This window comes from Janibacter anophelis NBRC 107843, from assembly GCF_001570945.1.
Lineage (GTDB): Bacteria > Actinomycetota > Actinomycetes > Actinomycetales > Dermatophilaceae > Janibacter > Janibacter anophelis.
Genome location: NZ_BCSQ01000013.1, coordinates 43,398 through 60,441, shown reverse-complemented (window position 1 = coordinate 60,441; position 17,044 = coordinate 43,398). Strand labels below are relative to the sequence as shown.

Genomic DNA, 17,044 nt, shown 5'->3' with positions numbered 1-17,044 from the left:
TCGTCGGCGAGCCGGCCCACACCGCGCGCCGGTTGCGCTTCGCCTCCGGCGCCGAGGTCTTCCTGCGGGACGCCACGGTGGCGTCGGTCATCCTGCACACGCGACCCACCCCCTTCGCTCCTCGTGGCGTGGACCTGCGTGCCTGGCTCCCGGGCACGAGCGACGACGCGACGCTCGACGAGATCGCGAAGGGGGTCCACGCGCGGCCCCGCTTCGGCGGCCCGTACGCGTACTTCGCGCGCGAGGAGAGGTTCGTGCGCTGCCGGTTCGAGGGGCGTTGGAGCGAACCCGGGCACCTCGTCGAGCTCGCCGTCACGCTGGCCGAACCCGGTCGCGCGTGCCAACCGGACGACGACTTCTGCGGCACGTGCGGGGACCTGCTCGTCCGCGCGGACGGCGTGGACGGCGTGGACGGCGTGGACGTCGACGCGACGGTCGATGCTCTGACGGCGGCCCGGGACGCGCAGCTGCTGCGCGAGGGTCGCTCGGTCGTCCCTCTCGCGGACCTGCGCCTCTTGCACTCGTCGGGTCTCATGGAGCGGGTCGAGAGCCACCTGGAGTGCACCTCCTGTCGCCGCACCACGTGCCTGACCTTGTACCGCGACGCACCGCCCACCTGTGTCCACCTGACCTTCGACGCGGCCATGCGCCGTCCCCTCGAGGCGATCCCACCGGTCGAGCAGTGGGGCGATGCCGCGCGCATCGCAGCGGCCGCGGACGCGATGCGGTACGTCGACCACCACCCGGGGTCGTGGTTCCTCGCCGAGCACGAGAGCGGCTGGTACCTGCAGTCCCGCTACAGCCGGGGTCCGATGGTCGACGGCTCGTGCCTCATCCGGCTGGAGGCCTCCGAGGTGGAGGGCTACCGCACCGGTGGCCGGGAGTACCTCACCCTCCTGGCCCGACAGATCGACGAGAGTCGTCCGTGGACCGACGAGTCGCCCTTCGGACGCCGCCACCTCGCCCTCGCCGACGAACCCGGGGCCGCGAGCCTGCGGGCGCGATTCGAGGAGGCCATCGCCAACCACCGGTGGATCGCGCAGCAGCGGCAGGCGCAGCACCGGCGGCTCGCTCCGCCGGGCTGACCGGGCCGGACTGCCCCGCGGCAGGGCGAGGTCGTCGCCTGACAGCTGCCGGCAGCCGTCCCTACGCTGGGGGCATGACCCTGAGGATGGACAACGTCGGGATCGTCGTCGAGGACCTGGGCACGACGGTCGAGTTCTTCCGCGAGCTCGGGCTCGAGCTGGAGGGCGCAGGGGAGGTCTCCGGCGAGTGGGCAGGTCGCGTCACCGGGCTGGGAGACCAGCGCGTCGAGATCGCGATGATGCGCACGCCCGATGGTCACGGGAAGCTCGAGCTGTCCCGGTTCATCGAGCCCGACGTCGTCGCCGACCATCGCACAGCGCCGGTCAACGCCCTGGGCTACCTGCGGGTGATGTTTGCTGTCGACGACCTCGACGCGACGCTGGAGCGGTTGCAGGACAAGGGCGCCGAGCTCGTGAGCACGGAGGTGGCGCGCTTCGAGGACATGTACCGGCTCTGCTACATCCGTGGGCCGGAGGGCATCCTCATCGGGTTGGCCGAGGAGCTGTCGGGTTGAGCACGGAGCCCGCTTCGGGCCACCGTCGCCACCTCCGCCTCGCCTCGAACCGGCTCGTGGTGCACGAGGGCGAGCCCTACGTCTTCCCCTACGACGTCGACCTCAGCGTGGAGCCGCTGCCGGCGGGAGTGGGGTTCAGCGAGGGGGACCACTTCGGTCACCACGGTGGGTACTTCAGCGTCGCGGAGGCGCTTGACGGGAGCTGGGACCGGCACATCGCCAAGGCCGAGGGCACGTGGCTCGTGCCGTACCTGAAGCGGCTCCACCGTGGTGAGGTCGTCACCGAGGCGGAGCTGATCGCGCACTTCATGCGACTGCACGGACACCTCCCCGAGGTCGTCGTGACCCACCAGGCCTGACTCACCCTCGATCGGGCAGGTCGCCTCTCAGCACGACCTCCACGCCGTGGGCTTGAGCGCAGAGCGCTCGCGGCGGGTCGGTGACCGTGACCGCGGGCGCAACCTCCACTAGCGTGGTGAGATCCGGCAACGAGGCCGGACCGATCCCGGAGGCAGTCATGGCGAACAGGACCTACAACATCACCGAGATCGTCGGGACCTCGCCGGATGGCGTCGAGGCGGCGGTGGACAACGCGATCGCCGAGGCCTCGCAGACCCTGCGCCATCTCGACTGGTTCGAGGTGCAGTCGGTCCGCGGGCACGTCAAGGACAACAAGGTCGCGGACTGGCAGGTGACGATCAAGCTGGGCTTCCGACACGAGGGCTGAGGCTCTGCCCCATCCAGGAGATCGCCGCGCCGACGTCGCAGCACGTACCTCTACCAACAGGGAGCACCCGATGGCCACAGTAATCGTCCACGCAACCGTCCCCCTCGACGGGTTCCTGGCAGACCCGGACGGCGGCGTCGACTGGATGTTCGGCAGGCCCTCTGCTCCCGAGGACGACGTCGTCGTAACGGGTCATGGGTCGGATTGGCGCCGTCGTCGGAGGTGCGAACCGGTTCCAGACGATCGAGGATGACGAGCTCCCCTACGGGGGCATGCTGAAGGTGCCGGTCTACCTCATGACCCACGAGGCCCATGAGCCGATCGAGCGCGACGGCACCACGTACACCTTCGTGGTCGACGACATCTCCGAAGCGGTCGAGCTGGCCGCACGATCCGCCGGCGACGGGTGGGTCAGTCTGCTCGGCGGGAGCATCTCGCGGCAGTGCCTGCGGCTCGGGCTCGTCGACGAGCTCCACCTCCACGTCGCACCCGTGCTGCTCGGCGACGGGATCTCGCTGTTCGCGGGCCTGGGGCAGCGCATCGAGCTCGAACGCCTGGAGAGCTCCGCCTACGCGAGCGAGACCCACCTGCGCTACCGAAGTCCTCCGGTAGCCCCCCCCCTCAGAGCACGAGGTCCCGCACGAGGGCGCCCAGGTCCAGAACTACACGTTGAACCGGAACTCCACCGGGTTACGTCACCGTTAGCGGTGTGCACGGTGGCGGTCGAACGCGGAAAGATGGAGAGCATGTGCGCCACCAATCTGTGGGCGATCAACGCCGCAGCCTTCACTTCGGAATTCCAGCGATTCACTGAGGACAGGCTGGGCATGCCGCCCGTGCAGACCACCATGCGCATAGCCTCGCGTCGAGTCCGAGGCTCGTCCGTGGTGTTCACTCTGACCAGCGGGATGTGTGACTGCGACAGTCTCATCGGGCGTCGCAGCGACGCGCCGGTCCACGGTGAGATCGAAGCCGACGTGTGGCTCGGGTGGTTGCGCGACATGCCGGACCACGTCTCGAACGTCTCGCGCGTCGCTGTGCTCCGCGCGTGGAGCCCTGAGGACGACGATGTCGTGCCCTCCCACGCTCGAGGTGTCCGAGTGGGAGATCTCACCGAGGACGTGCTCCGCGACATCCGCGACGACAGTCTGCTGACGATCGACTACCCGCGGGTGGCCTGAACGAAAACTGCCCGGAGCTTCCGCTACACGTTGAAGCGGAACTCCACCGAGCTCCGGTACAGACAGCCATCACCTGGCATCGCCTTCACCGCCCACGCGGCCAGGGGTTGATGATCGCTATGAACAGCGTCGATCGCCCCCAAGAGAGACCTCGATCGACGCGCCGATCACCTCCTCCGGCGAAGATAACCTCGGGCGTGCACCGGTCGCGCACGACTTCGCGGAGTCGATCCGGGAACTCAACGCCAGCCAGGGACTCGTCGTGGGCATATTGGGGCCTTGGGGGCACGGAAAGCGCTCATTCATCAACCTGATGCGTGAAAAGTTTGCGGCCGCGCCCGCGCTTACTGTCGTCGACTTCAACCCTTGGATGTTCTCCGGCTCGAACCAGCTCGTCAACTTCTTCTTCACTGAGATCGCAGCGGAGCTCAACGTTCACAGCAAGAGTCGCTTCGGGAAGACTGCGGACTGGCTCGCTCAGTACGCCAACATCCTCAAACCTGTGTCTCAGCTCGTTCCGCTTCCGGGCGCAGCGGCCGTAGGCGAAGTCGCCGTAGCTGCACTCGGCGGACTTGCTGCAACAACGGACGCAGAGCACAGCGCGAAGAAGGTGCGGGAGGAGATCACGAAGGAGCTCGTCTCACTCGCGCGACCTATCGTGGTCGTCATCGACGACATCGACCGTCTCACCACTCTCGAGATCCGCGAGATCTTCAAACTCGTCCGCCTGACGGCGAGCTTCCCAAATATAATTTACGTGTTGGCCTTTGATAGAGAACGCGTGGAGCAGGCCCTCACCGAAGACGGAATCCCCGGGCGGGCGTACCTCGAGAAAATTGTCCAGTTGAGCTTCGATGTTCCGCATGCGCTGGAGAAGCTGCTGCGGTCCCAGGTTGTCGAAGAACTAGATCGCATCCTCACCCCCGTCGCGAACGCCACCCTCGATAACAGCCGATGGATTGACATCTACTGGGAAGTGATCGATCCCCTGTTCTCGAACATGCGCGATGTCACGCGCTACGCGATCTCCGCCAGGTCGACGATTAAGAGTCTCGGCGATGAAGTCGATCTGGTCGATCTTCTCGCAATGGAGGCACTTCGCGTCTTCCGCCCTGAACTCGTCCAACAGCTATCGAAGCTTCGAAATGAGCTCACGAGCGCACGCGAGGTCATGGGACGCAAGGACGAACGAGCCCAGAAGACCATTACTGCACTGCTCGCTAAGTTCCCCGATGACGACGACGTGATTCGGGCGCTCTTTAATCATGTATTCCCGGCTGCGCTGCAATACATCGAGAACAATCACTATGGGTCTGACTGGCTGAGCGTCTGGCGAACCGCACATCGGATGGCTCACATCGACTTTCTCAACCTCTATTTCGATCGGGTTGCGCCAGACGAACTCGTCGCGTTCCGAAGCTCCGAGCAGGCCTTTAAGTTTCTCAACGACGGGGTAGCGCTCAAGGGATACCTGGCCGCGTTGGACCCTGAGCAGCTCGAAACCGTCCTCGAAGGGCTCACCTCATACGAAGCAAAATTCACGACCGAGATGGTCATCCCGGGATCAATCACTCTTTTGAACCTCATCGACGCCATTCCCGAAAAGAAGGAGCGAGGCTTCTTCGACATCGGACGCCGCGAGATCTCCGTTGGCCGCGTTGTCCTTCGACTCCTCCGCCGCGTGGCGGATGAGGCAGAGCGAGAAGCCATAGTCTCACAAATCCTCGACGGCATCGAAACGTACTCATCCCAGCTCAATTTCATCCACAGCGTGGGCTATCGCGAAGGCGCGGGGCACAAACTCGTCAGTGAAGCGTTCGCAGCGCGGATCCATGCGGAGTTTGTTGCACGACTCCAGCGAATCCCTCCAACCGAGCCGTGGCGCGAGTGGGACGCCTGGCGCATCTACGATGCCGTCCATACAGCAACAGGCGAAGCACCTCTGACGTCGAGTGACGATCCTGTTCTGCTGCGAGCGATACTGCACTCACTTAAGTCCACTGCACGATCACAATCGATGGGCTCTCGACAGGTCAGATCTGAAGATCGTCTCGCCTGGGAGCTTCTCGTCGGGCTATTCGAATCTGAAGTTGCAGTCGAAGAGGTCGTGAGGAATGTGCGCAAGAACCTGGGTGACGACAATATTCTTCAACTCGCTGACAAATACCTATCGGGCTGGCGGCCGGAGAGCTTCTAGACAACACCACACACCGATGGAATCAGTCTTTCTCTGACTGTTAGCCCAAGCTATCGAAACAGAAGTCAGGTTGGGCGATAGTTAGACATTAGCCTAAATTCCACCGCGTTCAGGCACGAAGAGACATCACGCATCCACTCAACATCCGGCCGCACGTATCGCACTTCCCCTGGCGGGCTGCTCGGCCGAGAACAGCTCTGCTGACAGATCGAAACGCTCCTCCTCTGACACGATACGGATCATGCACCGTCTCGGATTCCTGCACACGTCGCCCGTGCATGTCCCCGTGTTCGACCGCCTCGTCACCCTCGGAGACGCGGACGCCGACCCACGACACATCGTCGAAGAAGCGCTCCTCCGTGATGCCCGCGCACAGGGGCCACGAGCCGTCCGAACTCGCGTCGAGGAACACCTCGCAGCTCTGCGTGACGAAGGCGCAGAGATCATCTGCTGCACGTGCTCGACGATCGGCGACGTCGCAGAGCGGGCGGCGTTCGATGTTCCCGTCTTCCGCGTCGATCGCCCCATGGCCGTTCGCGCAATCGAGCTCGGCCCGAGAATCGGAGTCGTCGTAGCGCTCGAATCGACCATTGCGCCGACCCGCGCTCTGCTGCACGACGCGGCGACGACTGCACACCGCCGAATCGAGGAATCGATCGTCATCGCGGACAGAGCGTGGGACAGCTTCGAACGCGGCGACCATGACGGGTACCTCGTCGAGATCGCCGCGACGGCACGGGCACTGGCCTGCCGCACGGACGTCATCGTCCTCGCGCAGGCGAGCATGGCGGACGCCGAGCCGCTGCTCACCGACCTGGCGGTGCCGGTGCTCACCTCGCCGGCCTCGGCCGTCGCACACATGCTCGGCCTCTGATCACCATCACCTGCGGCCGCTCGGCGGCACGACTGCAGAGACAGCGTCGCCCCGGCCGTCATCGACGACCGGGGCGACGCGCACAGACTCTGCAGATCACACGTTGAACCGGAACTCCACCACGTCACCATCAGCCATGACGTAGTCCTTGCCCTCCATGCGCACCTTGCCGGCGGCCTTCGCCTCGGCCATCGAGCCGAGCGTGTCCAGGTCCTCGAAGGAGACGACCTCGGCCTTGATGAAGCCGCGCTCGAAGTCGGTGTGGATGACGCCCGCCGCCTTGGGCGCGGTGTCGCCGCGGTGGATCGTCCACGCGCGCGACTCCTTGGGGCCGGCGGTCAGGTAGGTCTGCAGGCCGAGGGTGTTGAATCCCTTGCGCGCCAGCTGGTCCAGGCCCGGCTCGTCGATGCCGACGCCCTCGAGGAGCTCCCGGGCGTCCTCGTCGTCGAGCTCGGCGACCTCGGACTCGAGCTTGGCGTTGAGGAAGATCGCCTCGGCCGGCTCGACGAGCGCCTGCATCCGCTCCTGGAAGTCGGTGTCGGTCAGCTGGTCCTCGTCGACGTTGAAGACGTAGAGGAAGGGCTTGGTCGTCAGCAGCCCGAGCTGACGGGCGATCTCCATGTCGACACCGGCGGCGCCCCCCTTCGCGAAGAGCGTGTCGCCGGCCTCGAGGACGGAGCGCGCGGCGAGGGCGGTGTCGAGGACGTCCTTGTCGGTCTTCTTGCCCTTGACCTCCTTCTCGATCCGCGGGATGGCGGTCTCGAGCGTCTGCAGGTCGGCCAGGACGAGCTCGGTGTTGATCGTCTCCATGTCGGAGGCGGGGTCGATCTTGCCGTCGACGTGCGTCACGTCGTCGTCGACGAAGGCACGCACCACCTGGCAGATCGCGTCGGACTCGCGGATGTTGGCGAGGAACTTGTTGCCCAGCCCCTCCCCTTCGCTCGCACCGCGGACGATGCCGGCGATGTCGACGAAGGAGACCGTCGCGGGCAGGATCTTCTCGCTCCCGAAGATCTCGGCGAGCCGCTGCAGTCGCGCGTCCGGCAGCGGGACGACGCCGACATTCGGCTCGATGGTCGCGAAGGGATAGTTCGCGGCGAGGACGTTGTTCTTGGTCAGGGCGTTGAACATCGTCGACTTGCCGACGTTGGGGAGCCCGACGATTCCGATGGAGAGTGCCACGGGGACAGGAGTCTAACCGGGCGAAGGGGGGTCCCCGGCCCGGTCCCCCGCCGCCACCCACCGGCGGAGCAGGACCCGCAACGTCCACCAGATCGCGACGAAGAGGGCGAGCAGGCCGATCAGACGCGGCCAAGAGCCGCCGGACGTGGCGATCACGGGCACCAGCAGGAGGGTGGCGAGCACGGGCATCGCGGCGAGGAGCAGCGTCAGGTCCTTGACGGTCTCGCGACCCCACATCGACCACAGGGGCGGACGCGCGGGCGCCTTGCGGGGCAGGCGGAGATCGTCGAGGGGGTCGCTCACGTGTCGTCCCGGGGGCCGGAGTTCTCCAGGTAGGCCGTGCTGTCAGCCGTGCCCATCGCGACCTCCGCGACCATGCGGGAGGTGTAGGGCGCGACCCGCTCGGCGAGCGTCGCCGCATCGGCCCAGTGCACGGCCCTGATCTCTCGGGGCTGGAGGCTCGCGGCGTCGAGGAAGTCCTCCGGCACATGACCGAGGTCGAAGAGGCACAGCAGGGCGTCGTCCCAGCCGCGGTAGGGCGGCAGCCAGTTGACGGCGAGCAGACCGCGCACGGTGACGTCGAGACCGAGCTCCTCCTTGACCTCACGGACCACGCAGGTCGCAGGGGACTCGCCCGGGTCGACGATGCCGCCGGGCAGGTCCCAGTCCTGCTTGTAGGTCAGCTCGCACAGCGCGATCCGGTCGCCGTCGGTGCGCAGCACGCCCTGGGCGATGAGGCGCTTCTTGGGCAGGCGCGCGTTGAGCACCTTGATGAAGGCGAGGCGACCGGCCTCGGTCGCGAGGTTGGGGCGAGTCGCCGAGGCCTTGACCTGCTCCTCCGTGGGCTCGTCGCTCGTCATGGTCCCGAGGCTACCGGCGCTACTCGCCGAGGCGGCCGTCGATCCGCTCCCGCAGCAGGTCCGCGTGACCGAGGTGCCGGGCGTACTCCTCGACCATGTGCCCCAGCAGGGACCGCATGTTTCACAGACATCCGCCGTGGCCGACAAAGATCTCGTCGAGCCCCGTGCCGCGATGATCCGGTCGGACGAGCCGCACTCGGCACGCCAGGCCGCGAAGGCCTCGTCGACGCACTCCCGGGTCCCGACCGCGTCGTCCCACTCCCCGTCCATGTTGCCCGGGCCGCGGAAGAGGGTCGCGACGTCCTCCCCTTCGACGCACTGCCTGAACCAGCCGCGCTCGACGCGGGCCATGTGCCGCACGAGTCCCAGCAGGGAGATCGTCGACGGCGGGACGGCGCGCTGGGCCAGCTGCTCCGGGGTGAGCCCGGCGCACTTGGCCTCCAGGGTCTCGCGCTGCCGCTGCAGGAATACGGTGAGCATCGTGCGCTCGTCCCACGCGAGGTCCTGCGGCGAGCGTGGATCGCGTCCGCTCTCGTCGACGAGGACCTCAGCGCGCTGGGTGTCGCTCATGCCCCCACGATCCGGCCCTGACCGATCAGCGTCAACACCCGCGGACCGTTGTCGGTGCTCGACGAGAGCATGGGACATGGGTCGTCGACGAGGACGAAGGGGGATGACGTGGAGGTCATCGAAGGACTGGCAGAGCAGGGGACGATCGAGACGGGTGGCGCAGGTCCCGGGTGGGGTCCCGCGGATCCCGGACCGGACGGCGCGGATCCCAGGTCGGGCGGCGCGGATCCCGGGTGGGGTTCCGCGGATCCCGGACCGGACGACGTCCGGGACCCGGTCGCGGCGCTGACCGGGGCACTCGACCTGGTGGGCCGCGTGCGGGAGCGGTGCCGGGACTCGACGGCGCCGGTCGATGATCCCGAGCTCGAGGCGCGGCTGCGGGCCACCGAGGCGGCCCGGCGCGCGATCGACGCGATGGAGCTGACGCTCGTCGCCGAGCTCAACCGGCACGGGGAGCGGCGCGGCTCCGACGGCATCCACCGCGAGGTGCGTCTCGCCGTCGACCAGGTGGCCCAGATGGCCCCGGACGCACTGGCGCTGACAGTCGGCATCGGTCCGAGCGAGGCGGACAAGCGCTGCCGGCTGGCGGCGCGGGCCGCCACCGACCTCGCCGATGTCGCGGAGCTCATGGCGGCCGGTCGGGTGAGCCGTCGGGCCATGGAGCAGCTCGACAAGCACACCCGCGACACCGACTCCGACACGACGCGGGCGATCGTCGACCACCTCCTCGGCGCCCGCCGCGGCGAGCCGGGCTCCATCCGCATCTGTGGGATGGAGCCGCACGAGGTCGCCAAGACCTGCCGGCGCCTCATCTCCCGACTCGACCCGGAGCTCATGCAGGCTCGAGCGGAGGCCAACCGGGCCACGCGTCTCGACGTGCGCACCGATCCCGGTCCGATCGGGACGACCTGTCTGACGGCCACCCTCCCGACGGAGATGGGCGCGGCGATCCAGGCCGCGGTCGACCAGGCCGGCGTGCTGCGGCGCAAGGACGATCCGACCATGCCGGTCGGTCGTGCACGGGCCCTCGGACTGGCCGACCTCGTCCTGTGTGGCGTCGAGCTCGAGGCGCAGGTCCGGCTCGGCATCCCGGTCCTGGCCTCTGCCGCCTCAAGATTGACCTTCGCCCCGGACCGGCAAGAGTGCGGTGGGTGCCACGAGGCACTGGCGGACCCGCTCGTGGGCCTGCCCGAGGACGGGACCACCTACGGGCAGGCCACGACGGAGTCGGTGCGCATCGTCACCGGTTCGGGCGCCGACGCCGTGGATGTCCTGACCGAGGAGTGGTTCCCCGACGTCACCACCGAAGTGCGCGTTGCGGCCGCCCGCGGCGCAGCGGGTGACGGCGCCCAGCAGGACCGGTGGGTCTCCGGCACGACGATCCCCGGCGTCGGTTACGTGCCGCCGGACGCGGTGGCCGCCATCCTCGGCCGGCTCGACGTCCGCATCGGCCGGGCCCTCCTCGACGCTCGCACCGGCACCCTGCTCGAGACCTCCACCGACCGGTACGCCATCCCCAAGGCGCAGCGCGAGTTCGTCGCCACCCGCGACGGGACCTGCCGGATGTGGGGGTGCGAGCGTCCGGTGCACTCGACCCGGCTGGGCTGGCAGGCCGACGTCGACCACGCCACCCCGTGGCCCGCGGGTGAGACGACCCCGGGCAACCTGTCGGCCCTGTGCCGGCACCACCACCTGGTCAAGCACTCCGCCCGCTGGACCCACCGCCTCAACGGCGATGGCTCGACCGAATGGGTCACCCCCGGTGGCACGGTGGCCTTCACCTTCCCGGTGCACGCGGTGGACGCCGACGACGTCACCGAGGGTGGCGCGGTCGAGGAGACCAAGGCTTCGTCCCCACCCACGGGGACCAACGAGCCCGGCCAGCCCCCTTCGTCCCCACCCACAGGGACCAACGAACCCGAGCCGGCGCCGGTGTCTGCGGCAGACGAGATCAGGTCGGGCATCCGACTCCCTTCGTCCCCGTGGGCGGGGACCAACGGGCTGGTCCGCTTCATCGGCCCCTTCCCCTTCTGACCCGCACGGCCATCACATCCCCATCGTTGTCGGAGGTCACTGCTTGGCTGGAGCCATGGACACGACGAGCCTGATCATCGGACTGCTGGTCGGCGCCGCCCTCGGCGGACTGCTGGCCTGGCTCGCCGCGCGCGCCACGACGGCCGCGGTGACCGCCGAGCGCGACGGGTTGCGCGAGCGGCTGTCCGACCACGAGGTCGCGGCGGACGAGGACGACCGCACGGCAGCGGCGCTCCTCCCCCTCGGCGAGACCTTGCGGCGCATCTCGCTCAAGGTCGAGCAGCTCGAGCGGGACCGGGTCGACCAGTTCGCCACGGTCCGTGAGGCCCTCGGTCGCGTGGAGCAGACGACGACCCGCGTCGGGCACGAGGCATCCTCGCTCGCCTCGTCGCTGCGCATCTCTTCGGTGCGCGGCGCCTGGGGCGAGGTGCAGCTGCGCCGGGTGCTCGAGGTCTCGGGGATGTTGGCACGCACCGACTTCGACGAGCAGGCGAAAGGGGTGACCTCCGCCGGCCGGGACGTGCGGCCCGACGTCGTGGTGCGGCTGCCCGGTGGCAAGCACTTGGTGATCGATGCCAAGGCGCCGATGTCGCACTGGCTGCAGGCCCAGGCCGAGGACATCGAGCCGGAGGAGCACGACCGACTGCTCGAGGGACATGCGGCCTCCCTGCGCTCGCACGTCGACACCCTCGCGGACAAGGCGTACTGGACCGCCTTCGACCCGTCGCCGGAGATGGTCGTCTGCTTCGTCCCGTCGGACGCCACCCTCGCCGCCGCCCTCGCCCGGGTGCCCGGGCTGCACGAGGAGGCCATGGCGAGCAAGGTCGTGCTCGCCTCCCCCGGCACGCTGCTGGCGCTGCTGCGGACGGTCGCCTTCGCGTGGCAGCAGGACACCGTGACGAGCGAGGCCCGCGAGCTGTTGACGATCGGTCGCGAGCTCTACGCGCGACTCGGCACGCTCGGTGAGCACGCGTCGCGGATGGGCCGGTCGCTGCAGCGATCGGTCGAGGACTACAACCGGCTCGTCGGCTCGCTCGAGAGCCGCGTGCTCGTGAGCGCCCGTCGCATGCAGGAGCTCGGACTGGCGACCGACGAGATCGACGACGTCGAACCGGTGACGGTCGCGCCACGGCCGCTCACCGCACCCGAGTTGCTGGACGCACCCGAGTTGCTGGACGCACCCGAGCCGACGCCCGCGGCGCTCGACACGTCGCAGATGCTCGACACCTCACAGATGCTCGATGCGGTGGCAGAGCCACAGGCCCGTCCGGAGATCGACGTCGACAGCGAGCGCCGCCGGTGGGAGGGTGACAACACCAGCACGGCACGTGAGGAGGCCTCGTGACCCAGCAGCCACTCCCCTCGTGGGAGCCGCCCATCAACGGCACCGACGCCGAGCAGCTCGTGGCCGCCATCGACCGGCAGCGCGCGACCCTGCGGTGGAAGGCTGACGACCTCGATGAGGCCGGCCTGTCCCACCGCATCGGCTTCTCCGAGCTCTCGCTCGGTGGCCTGCTCAACCACCTCGCCTTCATCGAGGACCTCACCTCGACGCACTCGCTCGACGGCACCGAGCTGCCCGAGCACTGGGGCGACCCGCGCGACCCGGAGCAGTGGGACCGGATCTTCGCACCCACCGAGACCCCGGCGCAGATCTACGCCCGCTACGACGACGCCGTGACCCGAGCGCGCACCCGCATCGGTGAGGCCATCGCCGCAGGTGGCCTGGACCAGCCGGTCAACCTCGAGGACCCCGACCGGGGCACGGCCAACCTGCGCCGACTCCTGCTCGACCTGCTCGAGGAGTACGGCCGCCACACCGGCCACTCTGACCTGCTGCGCGAGTCGGTCGACGGGCGCACCGGCGAGGACCCGCCGGACGAGTGGACGACGCCCTGGGAGTGAGCGCACGCTGGCAGCGAGCGGCCCCGCGGGAGTGACCACTGCACGGGAGTCGGCGTCGGCCCTGAAGTGATCGCCGCCCTTGACGACTCCCTCAGACCTCCAGCGTCCGGGCGATCGGCACGCCGGCCCGGTAGCTCAGGTGCAGGTGGTTGGGCGCATCCAGCACGGCAAGATCCGCGCGAGCGCCGACCTCGATGCGCCCGATGTCGTCGCGGCGCAGCGCGCGGGCGCCACCGCGGGTGGCGGCGACGACGGCTTCGCTCGGCGTCATCCCCATCTCGCGCACGGCCAGCGCGATGACGAAGGGCATCGAGCTCGAGTAGCAGGTGCCGGGATTGCAGTCGGTGGCCAGTGCCACGGACACCCCGGCGTCGAGCAGCGCCCGGGCGTCGGGCCACGGCGAGCGCGTCGAGAACTCCACGCCGGGCAGCAGCGTCGCGCTCGTCGTCGCGGCCGCATCGACCAGCGCGTCGACGTCGGCACCCGAGAGATAGGTGCAGTGGTCGACACTGGCCGCACCGAGCTCGCAGGCGAGTTGGACGCCCGGGCCGTGGTCGAGCTGGTTGCCGTGGACGCGCAGCTCCAGCCCGGCCTCCCTCCCGGCCTCGAGGACGACGCGAGACTCGTCGCCGGTGAAGGCGTGCGGCGACGCCGGCTCGCAGAAGACGTCGATCCACCGAGCGTGCGGGGCGCACGCGGCGAGCATCTCGCCGGCGACGAGGTCGACGTAGCCGGCACGGTCCTCGCGCATCTCGGCGGGCACGACGTGCGCGCCGAGGTAGGTCACCTCGTCGGTGACCTCCGCGGCCAGCTGCAGCGCGCGCTCCTCATCGGCGACCGTGAGCCCGTAGCCGGACTTCACCTCGACCGTCGTCGTCCCCTGCGCGCGCATCTCGGCGACACGGGCGGCCAGGGCTGCACGCAGCGTGGCGTCGTCGGCGGCACGGGTGGCGTCGACCGAGACACCGATCCCACCGCCGTCATAGGACTGCCCGGCCATGCGAGCGGCGAACTCCGCCGATCGGTCCCCCGCGAAGACCAGGTGCGCGTGACTGTCGACGAACCCCGGTGTGACACAACGCCCTTCGACGTCGATCACGGAGTCAGCGGCCGGCGCCGACGAGGCGGGTCCGACCCATGCGATCCGTCCGTCCTCGACGACGAGCGCATGGTCGACGCGGGTGCCGATGCCCCCTTCGCCCGTGCCGTCGCAGGTGACGAGCTCACCGATGCCGGTGACGAGAGTGCTCATGAGGTCCTCCTCCGTGCGGTCTCGCGGGTGATGACGCGGTGGATGAGTCGCGCGGCCAGCTTGGCCGTGCGCTGGTCGACGTCGAGCCCGGGGTTGAGCTCGGTGACGTCGAGGTGGACGAGCTTGCCCGAGTCGACGACCGCTTCGCACACCGCCTGGACGACGAAGGGGGGAACCCCCAGTGCCGCAGGCGCGCTCACGCCGGGCGCGGCGCCGGCCGGCAGGACGTCGAGGTCGATCGTCAGGTACACCTCGTCGAGGTCCGCGAGGAATCCCGCCACGAACTCCACCGCCGGCGCGACCTCCTGCGCGTCGTCATCGAGCAGCCACGTGGCACCGATCGACTCGGCGGTCTCGAAGAGCACCCCGGTGTTGCTCGTGCGGCTGATGCCGACGACGGCGTAGTGCATCTCCTCCCCCGCGGCCTGTCGGTCCCGCGCGATCTGCAGGAAGGGCGTGCCCGACGTCGGCACGTCCGCCTCCCGCAGGTCGAAGTGCGCGTCGAGGTTGAGCACACCCAGTCGCGGTCGCATCCCCAGCCCGAGGTGGCTGCCGTAGGCGGTCTCGTGACCGCCGCCGAGCACGACGCTCAGCGGCGCGTCCTGCCGTGCCGCGCGGATGGCCTCGCCGAGACGACGGTGACCCCCTTCGAGGTCACCGTCGTCGACGACGACGTCCCCGTGGTCGACGACCACGAGCTCGTCGTGGACGGCGAGCGAGCCGAGCGCGGAGCGCAGGGCACGCGGCCCCTCGGCCGCGCCGACCCGCCCCTTGTTGCGGCGCACCCCTTCGTCACTGGCGAAGCCGATGAGCGCCGCGTCGGGCGCCCGCCCCTCCGCGGGTCGAGGTGCGAGGGACGAGCCTCGAGACCCGGGCTCCACCACGGCATTCCAGAACCGCCGGTGCTCGGGCCCGTCGCCATCGGTCCGGCCCGTCCACTCGAAGGGGGCGCCCACGCTCACTCCTGACCGTCGCGGATCGTCGGCTCCATGGGCACCCTGACCCCACGCTCCTGCGCGACCTCCGCCGCGCGCGAGTAGCCCGCGTCGACGTGCCGCAGGACGCCCATGCCGGGGTCATTGGTCAGCAGACGGTCCAGCTTCTGCGCGGCGAGCTCGGTGCCGTCGGCGACGCCGACCTGGCCGGCGTGGATCGAGCGGCCGATGCCGACGCCTCCGCCGTGGTGGATCGAGACCCAGGTCGCGCCGGAGCTCGTGGCGGTCAGCGCGTTGAGCAGCGGCCAGTCGGCGATCGCGTCCGAGCCGTCGAGCATCGACTCGGTCTCGCGGTAGGGCGAGGCGACGGAGCCGGAGTCGAGGTGGTCGCGACCGATGACGATCGGGGCCTTGACCTTGCCGTCGCGCACGAGCTCGTTGAACAGCAGCCCGGCCTTGTGCCGCTCGCCGTACCCGAGCCAGCAGATGCGCGCCGGCAGCCCCTCGAACTCCACGAGCTCACCCGCGGCGTCGAGCCAGCGGTGCAGGTGCTCGTTGTCCGGGAAGAGCTCCTTGAGCGCCTCGTCGGTGACCTTGATGTCCTCCGGGTCACCGGACAGCGCCACCCAGCGGAAGGGACCGAGACCCTCGCAGAAGAGCGGGCGGATGTACGCCGGGACGAAGCCCGGGAACTCGAAGGCCCGCGTGTACCCGGCGTGCCGGGCCTCGTCGCGGATGCTGTTGCCGTAGTCGAAGACCTCGGCGCCCTCGTCCTGGAACTCGACCATCGCCTGGACCTGGGCGGCCATCGACTCACGCGACTTCTTGGTGAAGCCCTCGGGGTCGCCCTCGGCCTCGCGCTGCCAGTCGTCCAACGCGACCTCCGCGGGGAGATAGCTCAGCGGGTCGTGCGCGCTCGTCTGGTCGGTGACGACGTCGACCTCGACCTCACCGGCGCGGTGGCGGCGCAGGATCTCGGGGAAGATCTCGGCGGCGTTGCCGACGAGCCCGACGGACAGGGCGCGCTTGTCCCCCTTCGCCTCCATGACCTTGGCCAGGGCGACGTCGAGATCGGTCTCCACCTCGTCGAGGTAGCGCTTGGACTGGCGCCGCTTGAGGCGCGACTCGTCGACGTCGACGATGAGGCAGGCGCCGCCGTTGAGCGTCACGGCGAGCGGCTGCGCGCCGCCCATGCCGCCGCACCCACCGGTGAGGGTCAGGGTGCCGGCGAGGGTCCCGCCGAAGCGTTTGCGGGCGACCGCGGCGAAGGTCTCGTAGGTGCCCTGGAGGATGCCCTGGGTCGCGATGTAGATCCACGAGCCGGCTGTCATCTGGCCGTACATCATCAGGCCCTCGGCCTCGAGCTTGCGGAACTGCGGCCACGTCGCCCAGTCACCCACGAGGTTGGAGTTGGCCAGGAGCACGCGGGGCGCCCACGGGTTGGTGCGCAGCACGCCGACCGGCTTGCCGGACTGCACGAGGAGGGTCTCGTCGTCGGCGAGGTCGGTGAGGGTCTCGACGATCGCGTCGAAGGCCTCCCACGACCGCGCGGCGCGGCCGGTGCCGCCGTAGACGACGAGGTCGTCCGGGCGCTCGGCGACCTCGGGGTCGAGGTTGTTCATCAGCATGCGCAGCGGCGCTTCGGTCTGCCAACTGCGGGCGGTCAGCTCGGTGCCGCGGGCGGCACGCACGGGACGGGCTCCGTCCATGGAGATCACACTTCCTTG

The 17,044-nt window shown here is 69.2% G+C and carries 16 protein-coding genes; 10 read left to right on the top strand and 6 right to left on the bottom strand.

Annotated elements, in window-relative coordinates:
• From JAN01S_RS17070 to JAN01S_RS05165, 7 genes are all read left to right on the top strand, one after another.
• The coding region (locus JAN01S_RS17070; protein WP_218000001.1) for a hypothetical protein at positions 1–1,085 on the top strand (1,085 nt) is incomplete at its 5' end.
• Between the two features lie 74 nt (positions 1,086–1,159).
• The gene (locus tag JAN01S_RS05195) at positions 1,160–1,600 is read left to right on the top strand and encodes a VOC family protein (protein ID WP_068314698.1); all 441 of its coding nucleotides are present in this window, start codon (positions 1,160–1,162) and stop codon (positions 1,598–1,600) included.
• Positions 1,597–1,959, top strand: a complete 363-nt coding sequence (locus tag JAN01S_RS05190; protein ID WP_068314696.1) for a hypothetical protein — start codon at positions 1,597–1,599, stop codon at positions 1,957–1,959. Before JAN01S_RS05195 ends, JAN01S_RS05190 begins: the two co-directional genes overlap by 4 nt.
• A gap of 158 nt (positions 1,960–2,117) precedes the next feature.
• Positions 2,118–2,327, top strand: a complete 210-nt coding sequence (locus tag JAN01S_RS05185) for a dodecin (RefSeq protein ID WP_068314691.1) — start codon at positions 2,118–2,120, stop codon at positions 2,325–2,327.
• Between the two features lie 194 nt (positions 2,328–2,521).
• Positions 2,522–3,508 carry a dihydrofolate reductase family protein gene (locus tag JAN01S_RS17505; RefSeq protein ID WP_244884759.1) on the top strand — a complete coding sequence of 329 codons (987 nt, stop codon included), beginning with the start codon at positions 2,522–2,524 and terminating at the stop codon, positions 3,506–3,508.
• A 73-nt stretch (positions 3,509–3,581) separates the two neighbouring features.
• Complete coding sequence (locus JAN01S_RS05170) at positions 3,582–5,705, top strand: KAP family P-loop NTPase fold protein (RefSeq protein WP_084360044.1); 2,124 nt, start codon at positions 3,582–3,584, stop codon at positions 5,703–5,705.
• Positions 5,706–5,946: 241 nt separating this feature from the next.
• Positions 5,947–6,579 (top strand): aspartate/glutamate racemase family protein, encoded by a 633-nt coding sequence (locus JAN01S_RS05165; RefSeq protein ID WP_068314680.1) that lies wholly within the window; start codon positions 5,947–5,949, stop codon positions 6,577–6,579.
• Positions 6,580–6,675: 96 nt separating this feature from the next.
• Here JAN01S_RS05165 and ychF read toward each other — a convergent pair whose 3' ends face one another.
• The 3 genes from ychF to JAN01S_RS17805 are packed head-to-tail and all read right to left on the bottom strand — an operon-like array spanning position 6,676 to position 9,191.
• Entirely contained in the window at positions 6,676–7,761 is a 1,086-nt protein-coding gene (gene ychF / locus JAN01S_RS05160) for a redox-regulated ATPase YchF (RefSeq protein WP_068314678.1), read from the bottom strand.
• A 12-nt stretch (positions 7,762–7,773) separates the two neighbouring features.
• Positions 7,774–8,064: a hypothetical protein gene (locus JAN01S_RS05155; RefSeq protein WP_068314675.1), complete on the bottom strand. Its 291-nt coding sequence runs from the start codon at positions 8,062–8,064 to the stop codon at positions 7,774–7,776.
• Positions 8,061–9,191, bottom strand: coding sequence for a mycothiol transferase (locus tag JAN01S_RS17805; protein WP_441663893.1), 1,131 nt, complete (start codon positions 9,189–9,191; stop codon positions 8,061–8,063). The genes JAN01S_RS05155 and JAN01S_RS17805 overlap by 4 nt, the downstream gene beginning before the upstream one ends.
• Before the next feature lie 108 nt (positions 9,192–9,299).
• Between JAN01S_RS17805 and JAN01S_RS05145 the strand changes: the two genes are divergently transcribed.
• The 3 genes from JAN01S_RS05145 to JAN01S_RS05135 are packed head-to-tail and all read left to right on the top strand — an operon-like array spanning position 9,300 to position 13,130.
• Positions 9,300–11,225 (top strand): HNH endonuclease signature motif containing protein, encoded by a 1,926-nt coding sequence (locus tag JAN01S_RS05145; protein ID WP_068314672.1) that lies wholly within the window; start codon positions 9,300–9,302, stop codon positions 11,223–11,225.
• Between the two features lie 55 nt (positions 11,226–11,280).
• Entirely contained in the window at positions 11,281–12,570 is a 1,290-nt protein-coding gene (locus tag JAN01S_RS05140; RefSeq protein WP_068314669.1) for a DNA recombination protein RmuC, read from the top strand.
• Positions 12,567–13,130, top strand: a complete 564-nt coding sequence (locus tag JAN01S_RS05135; RefSeq protein ID WP_068314667.1) for a mycothiol transferase — start codon at positions 12,567–12,569, stop codon at positions 13,128–13,130. The genes JAN01S_RS05140 and JAN01S_RS05135 overlap by 4 nt, the downstream gene beginning before the upstream one ends.
• 91 nt (positions 13,131–13,221) lie before the next feature.
• Here the strand turns inward: JAN01S_RS05135 and hutI are convergent, their stop codons facing one another.
• From hutI to hutU, 3 genes are read right to left on the bottom strand one after another with little or no spacing between them, the layout of a single operon-like run.
• Complete coding sequence (hutI, locus tag JAN01S_RS05130; protein WP_068314665.1) at positions 13,222–14,382, bottom strand: imidazolonepropionase; 1,161 nt, start codon at positions 14,380–14,382, stop codon at positions 13,222–13,224.
• A complete protein-coding gene (hutG, locus tag JAN01S_RS05125) occupies positions 14,379–15,338 on the bottom strand; it encodes a formimidoylglutamase (protein WP_244884758.1) in 960 nt (319 codons plus the stop codon). The genes hutI and hutG overlap by 4 nt, the downstream gene beginning before the upstream one ends.
• A gap of 2 nt (positions 15,339–15,340) precedes the next feature.
• Positions 15,341–17,026, bottom strand: a complete 1,686-nt coding sequence (hutU, locus tag JAN01S_RS05120; RefSeq protein WP_068314716.1) for a urocanate hydratase — start codon at positions 17,024–17,026, stop codon at positions 15,341–15,343.
• Positions 17,027–17,044: the final 18 nt, after the last annotated feature.

What these genes read in the sequence shown, in the direction of transcription:
- JAN01S_RS05195 (WP_068314698.1), top strand. Translation starts at nt 1,160, where the DNA reads ATGACCCTGAGGATGGACAACGTCGGGATCGTCGTCGAGGACCTGGGC.
- JAN01S_RS05185 (WP_068314691.1), top strand. Translation starts at nt 2,118, where the DNA reads ATGGCGAACAGGACCTACAACATCACCGAGATCGTCGGGACCTCGCCG.
- JAN01S_RS17505 (WP_244884759.1), top strand. Translation starts at nt 2,522, where the DNA reads ATGGGTCGGATTGGCGCCGTCGTCGGAGGTGCGAACCGGTTCCAGACG.
- JAN01S_RS05165 (WP_068314680.1), top strand. Translation starts at nt 5,947, where the DNA reads ATGCACCGTCTCGGATTCCTGCACACGTCGCCCGTGCATGTCCCCGTG.
- JAN01S_RS17805 (WP_441663893.1), bottom strand. Translation starts at nt 9,191, where the DNA reads ATGAGCGACACCCAGCGCGCTGAGGTCCTCGTCGACGAGAGCGGACGC.
- JAN01S_RS05140 (WP_068314669.1), top strand. Translation starts at nt 11,281, where the DNA reads ATGGACACGACGAGCCTGATCATCGGACTGCTGGTCGGCGCCGCCCTC.
- hutI (WP_068314665.1), bottom strand. Translation starts at nt 14,382, where the DNA reads ATGAGCACTCTCGTCACCGGCATCGGTGAGCTCGTCACCTGCGACGGC.
- hutU (WP_068314716.1), bottom strand. Translation starts at nt 17,026, where the DNA reads ATGGACGGAGCCCGTCCCGTGCGTGCCGCCCGCGGCACCGAGCTGACC.